16 protein-coding genes and 1 riboswitch are annotated in these 16693 nt (G+C 41.3%); of the genes, 9 read left to right on the plus strand and 7 right to left on the minus strand.

What is annotated here, in order from left to right:
* Window position 1: 1 nt before the first annotated feature.
* Window positions 2–844: a LysR family transcriptional regulator gene (locus tag P8596_RS11745; RefSeq protein WP_279726923.1), complete on the minus strand. Its 843-nt coding sequence runs from the start codon at window positions 842–844 to the stop codon at window positions 2–4.
* Between the two features lie 79 nt (window positions 845–923).
* Between P8596_RS11745 and P8596_RS11750 the strand changes: the two genes are divergently transcribed.
* The 3 genes from P8596_RS11750 to P8596_RS11760 all read left to right on the plus strand — a co-directional run bounded on the left by P8596_RS11750 (window position 924) and on the right by P8596_RS11760 (window position 4112).
* On the plus strand, window positions 924–1793 hold the full coding sequence (locus tag P8596_RS11750; RefSeq protein ID WP_254651469.1) for a sulfite exporter TauE/SafE family protein: 870 nt from the start codon (window positions 924–926) through the stop codon (window positions 1791–1793).
* A 223-nt stretch (window positions 1794–2016) separates the two neighbouring features.
* Window positions 2017–3318, plus strand: coding sequence for a M20 family metallo-hydrolase (locus tag P8596_RS11755; RefSeq protein WP_224521089.1), 1302 nt, complete (start codon window positions 2017–2019; stop codon window positions 3316–3318).
* A gap of 221 nt (window positions 3319–3539) precedes the next feature.
* A complete protein-coding gene (locus tag P8596_RS11760; protein ID WP_224520060.1) occupies window positions 3540–4112 on the plus strand; it encodes a sugar O-acetyltransferase in 573 nt (190 codons plus the stop codon).
* Between the two features lie 55 nt (window positions 4113–4167).
* Here the strand turns inward: P8596_RS11760 and P8596_RS11765 are convergent, their stop codons facing one another.
* Window positions 4168–4809, minus strand: coding sequence for a glycosyltransferase (locus P8596_RS11765; protein WP_481900340.1), 642 nt, complete (start codon window positions 4807–4809; stop codon window positions 4168–4170).
* A gap of 626 nt (window positions 4810–5435) precedes the next feature.
* On the opposite strand from P8596_RS11765, the gene P8596_RS11770 reads away from it, so the two are divergent.
* Window positions 5436–6848: an N-acetylmuramoyl-L-alanine amidase gene (locus tag P8596_RS11770; RefSeq protein ID WP_279726925.1), complete on the plus strand. Its 1413-nt coding sequence runs from the start codon at window positions 5436–5438 to the stop codon at window positions 6846–6848.
* Between the two features lie 146 nt (window positions 6849–6994).
* On the plus strand, window positions 6995–7309 hold the full coding sequence (locus P8596_RS11775; protein WP_229595126.1) for a DUF3892 domain-containing protein: 315 nt from the start codon (window positions 6995–6997) through the stop codon (window positions 7307–7309).
* Window positions 7310–7365: 56 nt separating this feature from the next.
* On the opposite strand, the gene P8596_RS11780 is transcribed toward P8596_RS11775, so the two are convergent.
* Together P8596_RS11780 and P8596_RS11785 are read right to left on the minus strand one after the other, a co-directional pair.
* Window positions 7366–8127 (minus strand): AAA family ATPase, encoded by a 762-nt coding sequence (locus P8596_RS11780; protein WP_279726926.1) that lies wholly within the window; start codon window positions 8125–8127, stop codon window positions 7366–7368.
* A 94-nt stretch (window positions 8128–8221) separates the two neighbouring features.
* Window positions 8222–8458, minus strand: coding sequence for a hypothetical protein (locus P8596_RS11785; RefSeq protein WP_229595130.1), 237 nt, complete (start codon window positions 8456–8458; stop codon window positions 8222–8224).
* Window positions 8459–8662: 204 nt separating this feature from the next.
* On the opposite strand from P8596_RS11785, the gene P8596_RS11790 reads away from it, so the two are divergent.
* Together P8596_RS11790 and spoIIP are read left to right on the plus strand one after the other, a co-directional pair.
* Window positions 8663–10138, plus strand: coding sequence for a flavin monoamine oxidase family protein (locus P8596_RS11790; RefSeq protein WP_279726927.1), 1476 nt, complete (start codon window positions 8663–8665; stop codon window positions 10136–10138).
* A gap of 172 nt (window positions 10139–10310) precedes the next feature.
* Window positions 10311–11477, plus strand: coding sequence for a stage II sporulation protein P (spoIIP, locus tag P8596_RS11795; RefSeq protein WP_254651477.1), 1167 nt, complete (start codon window positions 10311–10313; stop codon window positions 11475–11477).
* 74 nt (window positions 11478–11551) lie between these two features.
* Here the strand turns inward: spoIIP and P8596_RS11800 are convergent, their stop codons facing one another.
* The gene (locus P8596_RS11800; protein ID WP_224520052.1) at window positions 11552–11767 is read right to left on the minus strand and encodes a Fur-regulated basic protein FbpA; all 216 of its coding nucleotides are present in this window, start codon (window positions 11765–11767) and stop codon (window positions 11552–11554) included.
* 107 nt (window positions 11768–11874) lie between these two features.
* Window positions 11875–11982: riboswitch (SAM riboswitch) on the minus strand.
* 205 nt (window positions 11983–12187) lie between these two features.
* Between P8596_RS11800 and P8596_RS11805 the strand changes: the two genes are divergently transcribed.
* Both P8596_RS11805 and P8596_RS11810 read left to right on the plus strand, forming a co-directional pair.
* A complete protein-coding gene (locus tag P8596_RS11805) occupies window positions 12188–13576 on the plus strand; it encodes a protoporphyrinogen oxidase (RefSeq protein WP_279726928.1) in 1389 nt (462 codons plus the stop codon).
* A 171-nt stretch (window positions 13577–13747) separates the two neighbouring features.
* Entirely contained in the window at window positions 13748–14590 is an 843-nt protein-coding gene (locus tag P8596_RS11810; protein WP_279726929.1) for a nucleotidyltransferase domain-containing protein, read from the plus strand.
* A gap of 42 nt (window positions 14591–14632) precedes the next feature.
* Here P8596_RS11810 and P8596_RS11815 read toward each other — a convergent pair whose 3' ends face one another.
* Both P8596_RS11815 and P8596_RS11820 read right to left on the minus strand, forming a co-directional pair.
* The gene (locus P8596_RS11815; protein ID WP_279726930.1) at window positions 14633–15652 is read right to left on the minus strand and encodes an STAS domain-containing protein; all 1020 of its coding nucleotides are present in this window, start codon (window positions 15650–15652) and stop codon (window positions 14633–14635) included.
* A 212-nt stretch (window positions 15653–15864) separates the two neighbouring features.
* Window positions 15865–16626 carry an SDR family NAD(P)-dependent oxidoreductase gene (locus tag P8596_RS11820; protein ID WP_254651482.1) on the minus strand — a complete coding sequence of 254 codons (762 nt, stop codon included), beginning with the start codon at window positions 16624–16626 and terminating at the stop codon, window positions 15865–15867.
* Window positions 16627–16693: the final 67 nt, after the last annotated feature.

The raw sequence follows: 16693 nt of genomic DNA on the forward strand, positions 1-16693 counted from the left end.
TTTAATTTGGATGCTCAATCAAGGAAATCAGTTCCTTTATAACTGGATCTGAAGTCGCTGTTTCAGGATGAACCGCATAAATGGGGCGGTGGACAATGTATGGCTCAATGGGGACGAGTTTGCCTTGGAGCACCTCGTCTTTGACCATGGAGCTTGAAAGAAATGCGATCCCGAGTCCCCTTACAGCAAGTTGTTTGATTAAGAAATGACTGCTTGCTTCAAGGACTTCAACCGGTACGATTCGCTCTGACTTTAAGAACTCATCCGCATATTCCCTCGTCCCAGATCCTTTTTCCCTGAGGATGAAGGGGGAGGAATGGAGGTTCATCCTGTTGCTAGCGAAGAAGCGGAGCTCATCCCGACTGATCACCTCTACCTGAAAGGGCTCTAAACCTTTTGTTCCTTCTACGAGGGCAAGATCGAGATTGTTTGTATTCAAAGCTTCCACTATCGTCTCGTGATTGTGAATCATCAATTGTAAACGGACTTGAGGGTACAAGACCTTGATCTTTTTGACAAAATCGGGAAGCAAAACATCACTGACGGTGTGAGTGGAACCAATCCGTAATTGAATTTCCTGCTTTGCTTGATTCACTTGTTCCATTGTCCTCCATAGTTCCAGCATCTCTTTCCCTTGCTCAAATACCCGTTCACCTGCAGGCGTCAATTCAAACAGCTGATTGGTGGAGGAACGGTGAATGAGTGCTGCACCAAGGGCTTGCTCCAACTTTTTAAGGTGGACGCTGACAGTAGGTTGAGATAAATTCAGGTATTCACTTGTCTTGGTGAAATGCTGAAGTTGGGCAAGAGTGACAAACGTACGGATCCAGTCCAGTTGCATCATATACCTCCATTAATAAACGTAATCGACTATATTATCATTATTCATTTCTATTATAACTTATATAGAGGTATAATGTTCTATGAAGGAAGTGACGTACGACATGGAATGGATTTTATTTATGATAGGTGGCGCCGTCATCGGTGTCATCTCAGGTTTTTTCGGGATAGGGGGCGGAATTGTTCTGACTCCTACCTTACTGGTCCTTGGATATGAGCCTAGTCAGGCCATCATCTTATCCTTGATGCTTACTCTGGGATCTACGGTAACAGGTACACTGTCACATCTGCGTTTAAAGAATGTGTCCAAAAAGTTAGCGGTTTTCCTTGGAGTTTTCGGAGTCATAGGCTCTGTAGTGACTGTACCATTTGTAAAATGGCTTGATGCCATCAACGGGGCATCGACGTTCATCTCAATTGTCTATATTGCCATATTAAGTTGGTTTTCTTACCAGTTTTTAAGCAAACGACAACAGGACTCGAAGCCTAAAGGGGTCTTTGCAGCTCCCGTCATAGGTTTATTTACGGGAATGATTTCATCCCTTATGGGTGTTAGCGGGGGATTTGTCATGACTCCCTTACTTACGAAATGGCTCAAACTTGATCTGAACAAAGCAATTGGAACCAGTATATCTGCTGCTTCCATTATCGTATTGTCCGGGATCACCTCATATATGTACACAGGGGAGTCACTTGACTATCGCCACGGAATTTTGCTGATCATCGGTGCTTTGATCGGGACACCGATCGGTTCCATCCAGCTCAAACGATTCTCAGGCGTCATCGTCAAGCGGATGCTTGCCGTACTTTATATGGTCGTTGCAGTGAGCGTATTCTTTAAGATGCTATCAATCGCAACTGTCTCACTCGGTTTGATTCTTGGAGCGGTACTCGTTTTCTTTGGAATGCTGATTTATTCAGTTCAGCATTCCAAAAGGACAGCAAACTACTGACGAGGCAATTTTTGGAGAGGGGATTCCCCTCTCTTTTTTTATTTTTAAAAGGAAGAAGGATAAAGTTGACAAGGCAGGGAACCTATTTTTATAAGGAAGATTTGAAGTGAGTATAGATCCTTACTGCTCCTTTCTTGCTTCACTATTCTTTGACAATTTGTCTAATGATTAGCGGGACAATAGACCGTACAATGGTAATAAGTCTAAAATTTATTTGCAAAGGATGATTCTATTGACGATCAATCGAACAAGATTAAACCATCATCTGCAAGAGTTAGCTGAAATCGGAAAAATTGGAGAAACTGGCGTTTGCCGCCTGGCTCACTCGAAAGAGGATCGGCAGGGCGTGGACAAAGTTAAAGAGTGGATGGAAGTGGCTGGTTTAACGACAAAGATTGATGGATTTGGTAATCTGATTGGCAGGCTCGAAGGAAAGGATAATACTAAACCAATCCTTATTCTTGGATCACACATCGATTCACAGCCTTATGGGGGCAGATTCGATGGGACGGCGGGAGCGCTGGGAGCAATCGAAGTGGTTCATACCATGATGGACAATGGAATCATTCCTGAACGGACCATTGAAGTGATATGTTTTTCTGATGAAGAAGGAAGCCGTTTCAATAAAGGCATCTTTGGCGTAAGGGCTTTGGCAGGAATGCTTGAGGAGGGTGAACTTGAGCGAAAAGACAAGGCTGGGGTTACAAGAAGGGAAGCACTGAAGGAGTTTGGTGTCGATACAGACCTGACACAAAGCCCTGTATATAAAAAGGGAGATATCGCCGCCTTCCTGGAGCTTCATATCGAACAAGGACCAGTGCTTGAAGGAAAAGATAAGCCGGTAGGAATTGTTTCAGGAATTTCAGGGCCTATTTGGTTGACGATAACACTCGAAGGATTTGCCGGCCATGCCGGATCCGTTCCGATGAAAATGAGACAGGATGCTCTTGTCGGTGCATCAGAAATTATTCGCAAATTCGATGAACTGGTTAAAGAAGAAGGAACCGATACAACGGTTGGGACAGTGGGAAGTATGCAGGTGTTTCCAAATTCCAGAAACATTATTGCTGAAAAGGTAGAGTTTACTATTGACCTGCGTGATATCGATCTTGAAGCACGGACCAAACTCGAGCAAAAACTTTATCAACTGATCGAAGAAACCGCTTCTACTTATCATCTCAAATACGATATCAATGAAGATACAAGAAGTGAACCAAGGTATTGTGCAGATTGGATCAAAAAAGTCATGAAAGAAGAAGACGAGAAGCTCGGTTTCGATTCTCCTACCTTGATGAGCGGACCGTTCCATGATGCCCTGATTATGTCCTATATCAGTGATTATGGAATGATCTTTGTCCGCTGTGAAAAAGGGATCAGTCACAACCCTTTAGAGTTTGCCGAGATGGATGATATCGAAAAAGGTGTGCAGCTCCTATACGCCACAGCCCTGCGAATTAGTCAGGAAAAAAGAGTCGATGACCTTGTTCAGAATAAAGTCGGGTATTCTTCGGTTGATAATAACTAAAGAGTAACCATTCGATGGTACTTCTGTCAGTTGTCTTTCTAAGACAAAGGTATACTTTCATCTGGCCAGGCTATCTCTTACCTAAGTTAGGGGATAGCCCCATTTACGTATTGTCAATCCAATAACTCAAATAGGTAAAATCCAGCGATGATGCAATCGCTTGCACATCATAAAAAGATTAGATAATATAAATTCAAAGCTACTTATTGATGGAGGTCTACATGAAAACGGAAAAACAAAAAATGCTCCAGGGTGAACTTTATGAACCCTGGGATCCACAATTAATCGAAGAGAGAAAAAGAGCCCGCTATTTAACGCGAAAGTTAAATCTTACAACGGAGGAAGAAGGGGAAAAAAGAGTTTCTACACTAAAACAGCTATTCGGTTCAACGGGAGAAACCGTTTATTTAGAACCAAACTTTCGATGCGATTATGGATATAACATTCACGTAGGAGACAATTTCTTTGCTAATTTTGACTGCGTGATATTGGATGTGTGCAAGGTCAGTATCGGAAATAATTGTATGCTTGCACCCGGGGTACATATATACACAGCTACTCATCCTGTAAATCCCATAGAGAGAAATAAGGGACCTGAATTTGGTAAGCCTGTCACTATCGGGGACAACTGCTGGATTGGCGGCGGAGCAATCATTAACCCAGGAGTGAGCATTGGGGATAATGTAGTCATTGCTTCTGGTGCTGTTGTGACAAAAGATGTTCCATCCAACGTAGTGATTGGTGGTAATCCTGCCCGCATCATCAAGGAAATTGAAGTGGAAGAGATAAGATAACGATAGGAATAAAATGTTAAAAGGAGCTGGGAAACGATACTCCCAGCTCCTTTCATTAAAATTTATCAGGAAATTGCTTCACGATTCCATCAGATAGAGAATCAGACAAATGAAGGATATGTGCTCTACCATCATCAAAGCTTTTGATATTAGCTTTCCAATCTTTTTTAATCCGTGCCACTGCTTCATCGGTCACGAACTGTAGATGCATGTATAGCAAATCTTTTAATTTTTTTTCAGACCAATAGGGATTGGCTCTTGCTAGGAATCGGGCAATATCGTCGGCATTTCGATACCATTCTTTATTAAGCTGCTCTACGTCAGCTGATTTGCCAGCCTTAGCAGCTTCTACGATTTTTCCCGCAAGTACAATATGTTCTGTCAATAAATCCGCTAATTGGTTACCTGCTTTTTCCCCATAATAGGGCTTGATTGCACTCCCGATATCTTTCTGGTTCTGAAGCAACCTTGCCAGTACTATATCGGTGTCTTCCAACCCATCCACTGCACTAATGATGTAATTCCTTGTGTAGAATACATGATCGGTCCATAATGTCCTCATATCTTCCCGGGCCTTCATACTCGCTTCACTTATACAGGAATCCTGCTTGGCTGCTGCCACCCCAGGCAATGAAAAGAGTGACGCCATCACAACGAACAATAAAACCGCATATTTTTTCAACTGAATACCTCCCATCATAATTGTTCTATATTTATCATTCGTTTATTTAAGAAAAACATTCAATCAGATATGATGGTAAGGAATGATAACATGAAAAAAGTTGTTCATTTTAAAAAAAATTGAGTTGCTTGTCCTCACCAACCCGACACTTTCGACATAAAGTGTTCTATGGAGGTGATGCATTGGCAAGAAAAATATTACAATATCTTTTTCTCAGTCCATCCGTAACTCATGCCAATTTAGAAATGGGATCTCCTTCCCTCTCGAATCCGTACGTTGCACAGTTTGGGGTAACCCTTAGGCCCCATATTAAGGTAAAAAACAATGATTATAAGATCAACAGTTCATACTGAAAAAATCGAAGCGAACACAGTATAGAACTCCGCCGGTCAAGAAATACAATGATAATGAATAAAGTGAATAAGATCGTGTTTTTCGCAATACAATAGAGAGAAAGAAAAAACTAAACCCTATAAGAAAGTCCCCTCCATGAATATAGAATCGTCCGTAAAAAAGTGTTTCCTGTTCCTTAGCAGGGAACCTTTTTTATATTGAAGAGAGGTGGCGATAGGAAATTGTCCAAGCATGCTTGTCCATTTGAGAATATAGTACTATATGTCAAGCTTTTAGGAGGAAATTAATTGAAAACCATCATGATTGATCCGGGACATGGAGGATCTGATCCTGGTGCCACATATAAAGGAAACGAAGAAAAGAACTTCAATCTTTTGACGGCCGTTGTGGTCAGGGATTATTTAGTGTCGAATTACAATGTGAAGGTGTTAATGACGAGGACCGGGGATCAAACCTTATCTCTTTCAGATAGATCCGACCTTGCCAATCGCTCAAACCTGGATTTGTATTTATCCATCCACCATAATGCAGGTGGAGGGACAGGGTTTGAAAGCTATGTATACAATGGGAGTGTACCGACACAGACGTTATCATATCAAAAAACCATCCACGAAAAAGTAATAGAAGCCGTTCAGCCATTCAACGTAACAGATAGAGGGAAGAAGAGAGCAAATTTTCATGTGCTCCGTGAAACCAAAATGCCATCGGTGTTGGTGGAAGTGTTGTTTGTTGACAATCCAAAGGACGTTGCACTCTTGAATGATACAAAGTTCAGACAGGCAGTAGGAATTTCGCTTGCAAAAGGCGTTGCCAAAGTACTTGCACTCCCGGCAAAAGTTTCGGGCAATCAGCCACTTTTCAAAGTGATCGCAGGGTCATTTACAGAAAGGAAAAATGCAGAAGACCGGGTGAAAGAGTTGAAAGCTGTTTCATTTGAAGCGTTTATAGATGTGGTAGTCGTTTCCGGCAAAACGTATTTCCGGGTTCAAACTGGGGCTTTTTCAGTGAGGGAAAATGCAGAAGATCAAATAATAGCATTAAGCCGGGTGGGGATCGATGCCTTCCTTTTAAGAGAAGAGGCTGTGCCAGCTCCTGTGCCGACGGACCCTCCGCCAACCGTTCCACCAGAACCTACTAAGCCCCCACAGCCTCCTGGTATTGATTATTCCATTATGGGAACATCTATTATCCAAGCCCAACAATTAGATGAATTTGTGAAAGCAGTGAATCCTTCCGCACCCTTAGTGGGGAAATTTTACACTTTCTATGGGGACCTTTACGGCATCCGGGGAGATATCGCATATGCACAAGCCATTCATGAAACCAATTATTTCAGATTCACAGGACAAGTGAAACCTTCTCAAAATAACTATGCAGGGATTGGTACCACCGGACCCGGAAATGATGGGGCTTCATTCACCACGCCTGAACAGGGGGTACTTGCTCATATCCAGCACCTTTACGCGTATGCATCGACTAAACCACTCCCTAAAGGAGCACCACTTGTGGACCCGCGGTTTACCCTGGTCACAAGAGGTTCTGCAACGAACTGGACGGACCTGAATGGAAAGTGGGCTGTTCCAGGAACTACCTATGGTCAGAGTATTCTTTCTATATATAAAAGAAATATTGAAGATGCCCTTCAATCGATTGAAAATCAGAGAATATTGCTGAATAATGCACTGGATAAACTGAATTAGGCGTAAAAAGAGTGCTGTATGAACGGCACTCTTCATTTTATTTATAATAAAATACACAATCTATGTTCTACAAATACATTAGTCAGTCCGTACATATGGATGGAATGGAACGCAAATACTAAACGTATGTTCGGGAGGTGAGTACAATGGAAAATAAGAATTTTGAACAAATTTATGAAGAATACAAGCAACAAGGTAAGGTTCAGGCGAAAATGGAAATCGCTGATGAACTTTCTACAGGGGCAGAACAAATTGTTGCTGTCAGAAGAAATAATGACAATGACCTTATCGCCTTCAAGACCGAGAGTGGTCGGGAACTGGATTATATAACCGCTCTAGAAGAGGCAAAAGCCGGAAAGCTCGCCCATGTCGATGTGATTCATCGCTATGGCAGGGATGTCATACGAAGTGAGCCGGACGGGCTGAAAGAAAATAATCTTAGTGAACTTCCTTCATTTTAACGGGAAAAACAAGCATACCCAATAATAGGGTATGCTTGTTTGTGAGGGACGGGCCCTCATTCTTCCTCCTTTAATAAATGGTGCAACATGCGTTCTCGATCTTCAAAAAATTGCTTCATGATCTGGTAATGACTCGTGTCTTCAATGTTTGCTGCACTTAAACCATTATCAGTTAGCTGAATGAGTTTCGATGATGGATAGGCCATTAAAATGGGAGAGTGTGTAGCGATTATAAATTGAGAATGATCGTTGACCAATTCATGTATGCGGGAAAGCATGGATAATTGTCTCAAAGGAGAAAGTGCAGCTTCCGGCTCATCCAGAATATAAAGACCTTTTCCTCGAAATCTGTTCATGAAGGTCGAAAAGAATGCTTCCCCGTGAGATTGCTCATGCAGGGATTTCCCTCCAAACGAGTCGATTACCTTTGGAGCTGTTAAAGGGTCCCGGTCCATTTCTTCAATATTCGTCGCTACATTATAAAAGCTTTCCGCCCTTAGGAAAAAACCGTCTTGAGGACGATCGATCCCCCTTACCACCTTCATGTATTGATCCAGGTTTGAGTAGGAATCATACGTAGAAAAAGTAAAATTAAGCGACCCTCCCTCAGGGTTAAATCCAATGGCCATGGCAATAGCTTCTAATAACGTGGATTTACCCATTCCATTTTCTCCGACGATGAACGTGACATTTGGATGAAGGGAAAGATCCTTTAAGTAACGTATACTTGGAATATTAAAAGGATAAGAGTGTAATGAGGGGAGGTCTTCTCTCTTGAGCGACACTGACCGTATGTAAGGTTGGTGATAAAACGACATGGTCTAGCTCCTTTTTATCTTTAGAGTACCATAAAGGATCATGATACATATACAAAAAACTGCCATTACCGGAGTAAAGGCAGTTCGTTTCACGTTATCTTGAAGGTTCAAGCAGTACTACACTTTCTATAGTCGACGCCAATAGGCTGATATCAGTAAATTCTTCCACTTTCATTGTATCCACATAAGTAATGCGAAAACATTCCGTGTCCAGATGGTAAGTAACAGTCATAACAGGTGAGTGCTCATGGTCAGAAATCGTATGAACAATCTCACTTTCCTTGAATTCCTTAAGAGTCTTGAGCATGGTTACGATATTTTCAAGTGACATTTAACATGTCTCCCTTCTACTTGCTAGAGGGATTGACTAAATACAGTCTCGTAGACCCATTGAACTTCAAGTATAACATAGAATTGGATAAATAGAAACGTGCGTTCTGAAAACAACTGGAAATGATCATTATGTCACAGGAAACAAATGTATACCTCCCTAGATGAATTCATATGATGAAAGAGCAAGGGAGGTAGGTGAAGAATGGACGATCGATTAATGAGGGATTCCCCTTTAGAATTGAAGTATCCGGATGATATGCTTTCCATCATTCGAGAGGGATTAAACCCCTCCACATCCAAAAAGATTATCATCATAGGGGCCGGGATGAGTGGAGTGGTTGCAGCCTCGACTTTAAAAAAGGCCGGGCATAATGTCGTGATTCTTGAAGGAAACAAAAGGATCGGGGGAAGGGTTTATACCGTTCGGAAGCCATTTACCTCAGGGAATTATATGGATGCCGGTGCCATGAGGATCCCCGATAATCATCGATTGGTATTTGAGTATATACGTAAATTCAATCTGCCATTTCAACCATTTCAAAATTCCTCTTCTAAAGACTTGTTTTTAGTAAATAACATTTTAGTGACGAGAAAAGAGTACGAAGCTGATCCGGATATTCTGCAATATCCTCTCCCCGAAAGTGAAAGGGGGAAAACCGCTTCTGAGCTCTTTCTTGAAGCCACCAAGCCTTTTATAGATTTGTATAATAACAGTGAACACAGTGAACAATTGAACTTAATAAAAAAGTATTCGAATTATTCAGTGGGGCAATTCCTGTCCAACAACCCGTTCGGAAAATCCTTATCGTTGAATGCCATCCGGAAAATAAATGTCATTCTCGGAATCGAGGGATTTCCTGAGTTTTCATTTGTTGATATATTAAAAGATATTATTTTTCCTATCTTTAGAAAAGAGACGAAGTTTTATGAAATAACAGGTGGGAATGACCAATTGCCGTATTCATTTATGGGTGAGCTACAGGCCCATATTTATATGAACCAAAAAGTGACCCGTATCATACAGTCTAGTTCAGTTGTCAACGTACAAACGGTTAACCCATTGGATGGGACGTATAGGGAGTATCAAGCTGACTATGTGATTGTCACTGTTCCTTTTACCGTTTTTCAATTTATTGATGTCGTCCCATATAACTCGATTTCTTTCAAAAAATGGCAGGCGATCCGTGAAGTGACCAATATTCCATCTGTAAAAATCGGTATCGAGTTCAGAAGTCGTTTTTGGGAGGAAATGAATTACGGAAACATTGTATCCGATCTTCCCACCCGATTTACTTATATGCCAAGTCATGACATAGGGAGCAACAAACCTAGTGTGATGCTGGCAAGCTACAGTTGGGGTCAAAACGCTCTCTTATGGAATAGTAAATCGAAGGAAGCAATCATTTCAGAAGTGTTGAAGGATCTTTCCAGGGTTTATGGAAATCGGGTTTATACAGAACTACTGAATTATTTTGTTTATAATTGGAGCAGAAATCCTTTCTCGGCAGGATGTTTTACTCTATATACACCTGGTCAGGCAGCTGACATCGGGGATTATGTCCGTACACCCGAAGGCAGGCTCCATTTTGCAGGCGAACACACGTCCTCTTTTCATGGTTGGATAGAAGGTGCGGTGGAATCCGGTATAAGGGCTGCATATGAAGTGAATGGGCGATAAACCAAAGACGCATCTCATCATGCGTTTTGTTTACGTTCAGGTCGTTTTTAGAAAAATGATTTTCCATTTGTGTCCTGTCCTATAGGAAATCAGACCGAATCCTGAAAAAACCTTCTACTCTATCGACACTCTGCATAAAGTTAACTATTAAATACTTTATATAGGGGTACTGATGATGTCGTATAAGTCTCGAAATAATAATAGCTTAGTCCCGCTAGTATTCGTATCTATGAAAGCCGTCATCCGGGTAGTATTGATAGGGATCATCATGATGTATGTCATGGTATGGCTGATTTCGTCGACGGCCATTAAATTGAGGGTGGACAGCCTTTTCTATACTTCGGTATCAGAGCTTGTACCGAAAGAGACATTCCTTATGCTTCTGTCACAGGAAATGACAGGTCTGCGCATCGAGAATAAAGAGGCCATGAATACCGACTTTGATTGGTTGGAAAGCGTGACGAATGTATCACTGCTTGACCCAAGGAGTCTATTTGGACGAGAAATCCCTGGAATAGAAAATTATCATACGCATATAGCCGTTGCCGGTAAAGGGACGGACATTACCAATTTACCTAATGAGTCGCCAGCTCCAACGGAGGACCAGCTGAAGGATCAGGAAATCGATCAGAACCAAGTCGATCAAGCCAATCATAACTCAGGTGACGGTGTGCAGGAGATTGAAGAAAAGTCTGTGTTCATTTATCACTCCCACAGCTGGGAAGCCTTTAGCCCTCTAATTAAAAACAACGATTCAAAAGATCCGGCCAGTACGAATGAAAAGGTCAATGTCATTGCGGTTGGTTCAAAATTGAAACAGGAACTCGAATCACGAGGAATCGGGGCAGTGCAAGACAAGACAGATGTAAACCAAGCATTGAAAAACAAATCATGGACCTATTTTGAATCCTATAAGCTGACAAGGGGATTGGTTCAAGAAGCCCTTGCACAAGATGACGATTTAACCTATTTAATAGATATTCACCGGGACTCCCAACCCCGAAATATTACGACCAAAACGATCAATGGCAAGGACTATGCACGCCTATTTTTTATCGTAGGGAAAGAAAATAAGAATTTTGAAAAGAATCTCAAAATCGCGAAAGAATTAAATGCTAAATTAGAAGAGAAGTACCCTGGAATCAGCAGGGGGGTTTTCGTTAAAACAAAAGCAGAAGGAAATGGGGTCTACAATCAGGATCTAACAGAAAGGGCGATGCTCCTTGAGTTTGGCGGAGTGGAAAATAACTTAGTGGAATTATATAATTCCACCGAAGCATTTGCGGAAATCTTTGCAGCTTATTATAAGAAGGATGCAGTTGAGGTAAACGCTCAATAACTATTGAAATGACGTGAGCCATATGCCCGCGTCATTTTATTGTTTGGCCATTTCCGAAAAGATAAACCAGGCTTCTAACTGGTTAACTTCGTGCAATTTTTCCAGTGAATAGAGCCGACATCACTATGCGGATGGCAATCCTTCTGAATATAGTGATACTCATCCTCAAGTTCTCTAAGTGTCAGCTCGAATAATTGTTTATTTCCTTTTTTGAAAATGTTATGGACGATCAATTTGTTAATTAACTCATTTCTTCTTTTATTAATTGCTTCCTGGAGATTTTCTCCCATTATGATCACTCCTCTTATAATATGAATAAACAGAGAAAGAGACTTTTTCATGTAAAAAAGCCTACTTCCTAGTAAGATAAGAAGAAGGCTTTAACGGAAAAAACTTCAACTTATCTTTCAAGCTTGATGCTTGTGGAATTAGCACAGTGTTCTAGAAATTAGAATCTGTTGCTGAGGTATCATCGGGCCAGTCCCTCTACCTCTCTGGATAAGTGGCTATGTGGTTATCAGAATTCTATTATATGTTATATCAAACTATTCCTAGTTGTCAACTTTGAATTAAACGTGACACCAGGATCAAAAAATGAACTCCTTATTCTAATTACATATCATATTCCTTTTTCAGACACAGTTTCTTTTTCTAATCTGCCTAAAACATGATAATCTGTATACATACACGTAATTAATGGAGTGGATAGTATGAAGAAAGTGGTTATCGTAGGTGGGGGCATTACAGGCTTAACGGCTCTCTATAATCTGCAAAAAATATCCAGGGAACAAAATCTGGATATTGAGTTAGTGTTAATTGAACGGGATCAACAGCTCGGTGGTAAGATCAGGACGATAACGGAAGGTGACTTTATTATGGAAGCTGGTGCAGATTCCATTGTGGCCCGTAATGGGGGAGTGCTTCCATTGGTCAATGACCTTCAACTTCAAAACGAACTGGTATATAACGAAACAGGAACATCTTACATATACACAAATGGTGAACTGCATAGAATACCTCCCGACACAATCTTCGGTATTCCCATGAGCATAGAAGCACTTAATGAAAGCACTCTGATTTCTGAAGCCGGAAAGAAAGCGGCCCTTCTGGACCTGGAGACGAAAAATACTGTATTCACGAAGGAAAGCTCCATCGGAGAATTTCTGGAAGCATTCCTCGGGAAAGAACTAGTGGAGAATCAGATCGCACCTGTATTATCAGGGGTTTATTCAGGGAACCTGTATAAGCTGACCATGGCCTCGACTCTTCCATATCTCCTGGATTATAAAAATGAGTATGGGAGCATCATCCAAGGATTATCTGCGAACAAGCAGAAATTCAAGGGATCTTCCAATAAAAAGTTCATTTCCTTTAGGCATGGATTATCCACCATTATCCACCGTCTGGAAGAAGAGTGCGGTGATGCGACGATTCTAAAAGGAACAGCGACAACAAATCTCCAAATGTGTGCTGACAAATATGAGCTCACGTTAAAAGGACATGAAAGCATTCAAGCAGATGCTGTCATTTTTGCGACACCTCATGATGTGACTCAACAGATTTTAAATCGTGCAACATTAAATGAAGATTTTAATACCTTAAGGAACTCTTCCTTGATCTCCATCTACCTGGGTTTCAATGTTCCTGACGAGGAGCTCCCGGCTGATGGTACAGGGTTTATTGTTTCTAAAGGCAGCGAAGTGAAGTGCGATGCATGTACATGGACGAGCCGTAAATGGAAACACACATCTCGAAACCATAATCTTCTGGTAAGACTTTTTTATAAGAGCTCGAATGCTCATTACGGGCAGTTAAAGCATTTAGAAGAGGACGAACTGACAAAAGTGGCACTGGATGATATTAAGGAGAGCGTCGGAATCAATGCGGATCCCATTTCAGTGGAAGTGACCAATTGGAAAGATTTAATGCCGAATTATCATCTTTCGCATAATCAGGCCGTGCAGGCTTTGGAGAAGGTGATCACAACTGAAATGCCAAGAGTGAAACTGGCCGGAGCCTCCTACTACGGCGTGGGGATAGGCGCCTGTATTCAGAACGGAAAGAAAATAGCAGAATCGATAATAGAAGACATCGTGTAAGGAGCTTGACCTCAGAGGGGTCAAGCTTCTTTTCATGTTGAAAAATCAATATAGTTAACACCAAAATGAAAATATCTATTGAATGACCTTCCATTATTTGAAATAATTGGTTATTGAGGAATGTAGATGCTAGAGCCTTCCACAAAATCATTCATTGGGGGAATACATCACATGGCAAACGTACCAAGAATCGTAAACAGCGTGCTGGAGGAATATATTAGACTATTGAATACTTATTTACCGGGAACACTCGAAGGATTGTATTTACATGGGTCCGTTGCCCTCGGTGCATTTGTGAGTGATTCCAGTGACATTGATTTTATTACGGTCACCAACCGCAGACTAACCACAGAAGATTACGACGCTCTTAATCGTATTCATACAACACTACAGCAGACGTTTCAAAAGCCGGAAATGGACGGGGTATATATTTTGAAAGAAGATTTCGGGAGGATGGGTCCAAGCTGTGAAGAGGATACCGAAATGTACGCATACTATAACAATGGTGAATTGAAATTTGGGGAATATTTCAACTTTAACCCTATCACATGGTATTTAGTGAAGCATAACGAGATTAGAGTTGTAGGACCTGAAATTTCCTCATCTTTTTCAGGACCATCCGCAGAGGAATTGTACCAATATGTCCTTCAAAATATGAATACGTATTGGGCTGGAAGACTTCATTCCTTCGAAGAATCTCTATATGAGGTAAAGCATTATCCCACCACTATGATTGATGCTGAAATAGAGTGGTCGGTCCTTGGTATTCTTCGTCAATATTACACATTGAAAGAAGCGTCCATCATTTCCAAGCAGGATGCCGGCCAGTATGGATTGCAGGAGCTTCCTGAAGAGTGGCATAGCCTGATAAGGGAAGCGATGAACATCCGTTCAGGGTTGAAAGGATTTGATTCAGCCTTAAATGAGATCCGGGTAAAGCAGACCATAAAGTTTTTAAAATATGTGATAGCCCATTGCAATGAGAAGAAAATGGAACATCCTATTCAACGCTAGGGTACAAGTAAAAGGCAGGAAATGATCCTGCCTTTTCATGCCCTACACCTTCTTGATGATCTCCATCCCTAATTGATCCAGGGCGTAGTTGATTCCCTGTTGCAGGATTGAAAAGCAGGGAATATGGTTCATCCGATAACCCCTCTGTGTGACCTTAATACTCAGTTCAGAAGAAATCCCCACAAGTAAACACTTAGTTCCCAATAGGGAGGCTGCACTTACGAATTTTTGAATGAAAGATAACGTATAATCATCCACCCTGCTGAGACTGGTCAAATCGATAATCAGGAATTCAGCTTTGTAACGCGGCAGATTGAGAAGTGTTTTATTCAGCAATTCTTCAGCTCGAATTTCATTATAGCGACCTACAAGAGGGACCACGAGAATCGAGTCCAATACAGGAATGATCGGTGAAGAAATTTCTTTGATGATCTCGGATAACACTTCGGTTCTCTGCTTCGTGATACGATCCAATTCTTCTTGGGCTGCTATGGTTTGCTCTTCCATTAGAGCATTCACATTCAAAGAAGGAGAAATATCAGATGCGAAAAACTCATATACGCTACAGTCGTCACCACTGATCTGACTTTTGATCACTTGGTACCAAACTTTAGAGCCGAATATTCCAGTCAGTACACCAGCCCAATGACCTGGTATGAATGTTCCTTCTTCTTCTTTTCCCTGTGCAACATTCACTTTATACTCCCACCCATTGCAAAATTGCACGACTGCCTTTTTTTCTTCAATGGAATACGATAAGATTTCTGTAATTCCCCAACCAGCCGTTACATAAGTATTAGGGAGTTTATCCAGGATTTCTTCCGGTTTGCCGATGGATTTCAAATAAAAGTCACTGACGATCAGGCCGGTTCGGTAGCCTGCTGTCTCTAGGACCAATCTTGCCTCTTTTTCCCCGGCTATTTCCTCGATGGAATCGATCAGCGTTTTAAACGCTGTATTAACCCAAAATAATACAACCTCATCATTTTCAAATGTTATGGATCCCTTATCCAAGTCCCAATCAAATAATGAACCATTCACATCAATATCATACTTTGTCATCACATTAACCCCCATGGATACCAGAATAGATTTTTTATGTATTATTAAGTCAAATACTACTCTTTTACCCCAATCAAATATTACCTAAACCATTTAATTAGGAAGTATAGATCAAAGGGGAAATGGGGGATTCACGTATGTCATAATTACGGGAAGAAATGACAGTACCACGAAGAAAAGATCCTTCGTGATACTGTAAGAAGATTAGGTCACTATTTAGATGTCCGATTGGCATATGGATAAATGGGATCCATTAGATTGAACTCATATGTCTCTCCATTAACAATCCCCACCACTTTGTCACTGTCATACAGATCCAACATGAATTGTGCCATTTCCTTGGCTGTATGATATTGCGGCACAGTGCCATCATAATTGAAATCAGGTACATCAAATGATCGTTGGGCGAACTCGGTTTCTGTCGCTGCTGGTGCCAATACTTTCGCTTTCATCTGTGAACCTTTTGAAGCAAGCTCCTGTGCGAGCCCTTCGGTGAATGCACTCACATAGAACTTCGTAGCACAATAAGTTACGGCATCTGCAACAATTGTGTATCCACCACCTGAAGAAACATTGATCAGTTGAGTACCGGCTACATGTTCATAATCCCTTACAAATAGGGAAGATAATAAGGTCAATGCCTCTATATTAAGGTTCAACATATTTTGGATTTTTGTAAGATTCTGCTCAGATACGGAATCGAAGTTCCCAAATCCCGCATTATTAATCAACGTTTGAATCTGGTATTGTTTCAAGTTTTCATAAAGTTGGTAGACGTTTTCGCTGATGGACAAATCCACAGGCATGATTATGACATCAACCTCTGGGTATGCAGCCGTAATCTCATTCTTCAGCTCACTTAATTTTCCCTCTCGTCTGGCGACAGCTATGATATTCTTCCCTCTGGCTGCGAAGGCAAGTGATGCCTCGTATCCGATTCCCGAGCTTGCTCCAGTAATGACTGTGTAGTTCATATTTTCTCCTCCTGACTATTTATGTTACACTACAATCCTAAAGCTTAGAGTGGACTCTAAGTCAACT

This window comes from Rossellomorea sp. DA94 (genome assembly GCF_029834455.1).
GTDB classification, from domain to species: domain Bacteria; phylum Bacillota; class Bacilli; order Bacillales; family Bacillaceae_B; genus Rossellomorea; species Rossellomorea vietnamensis.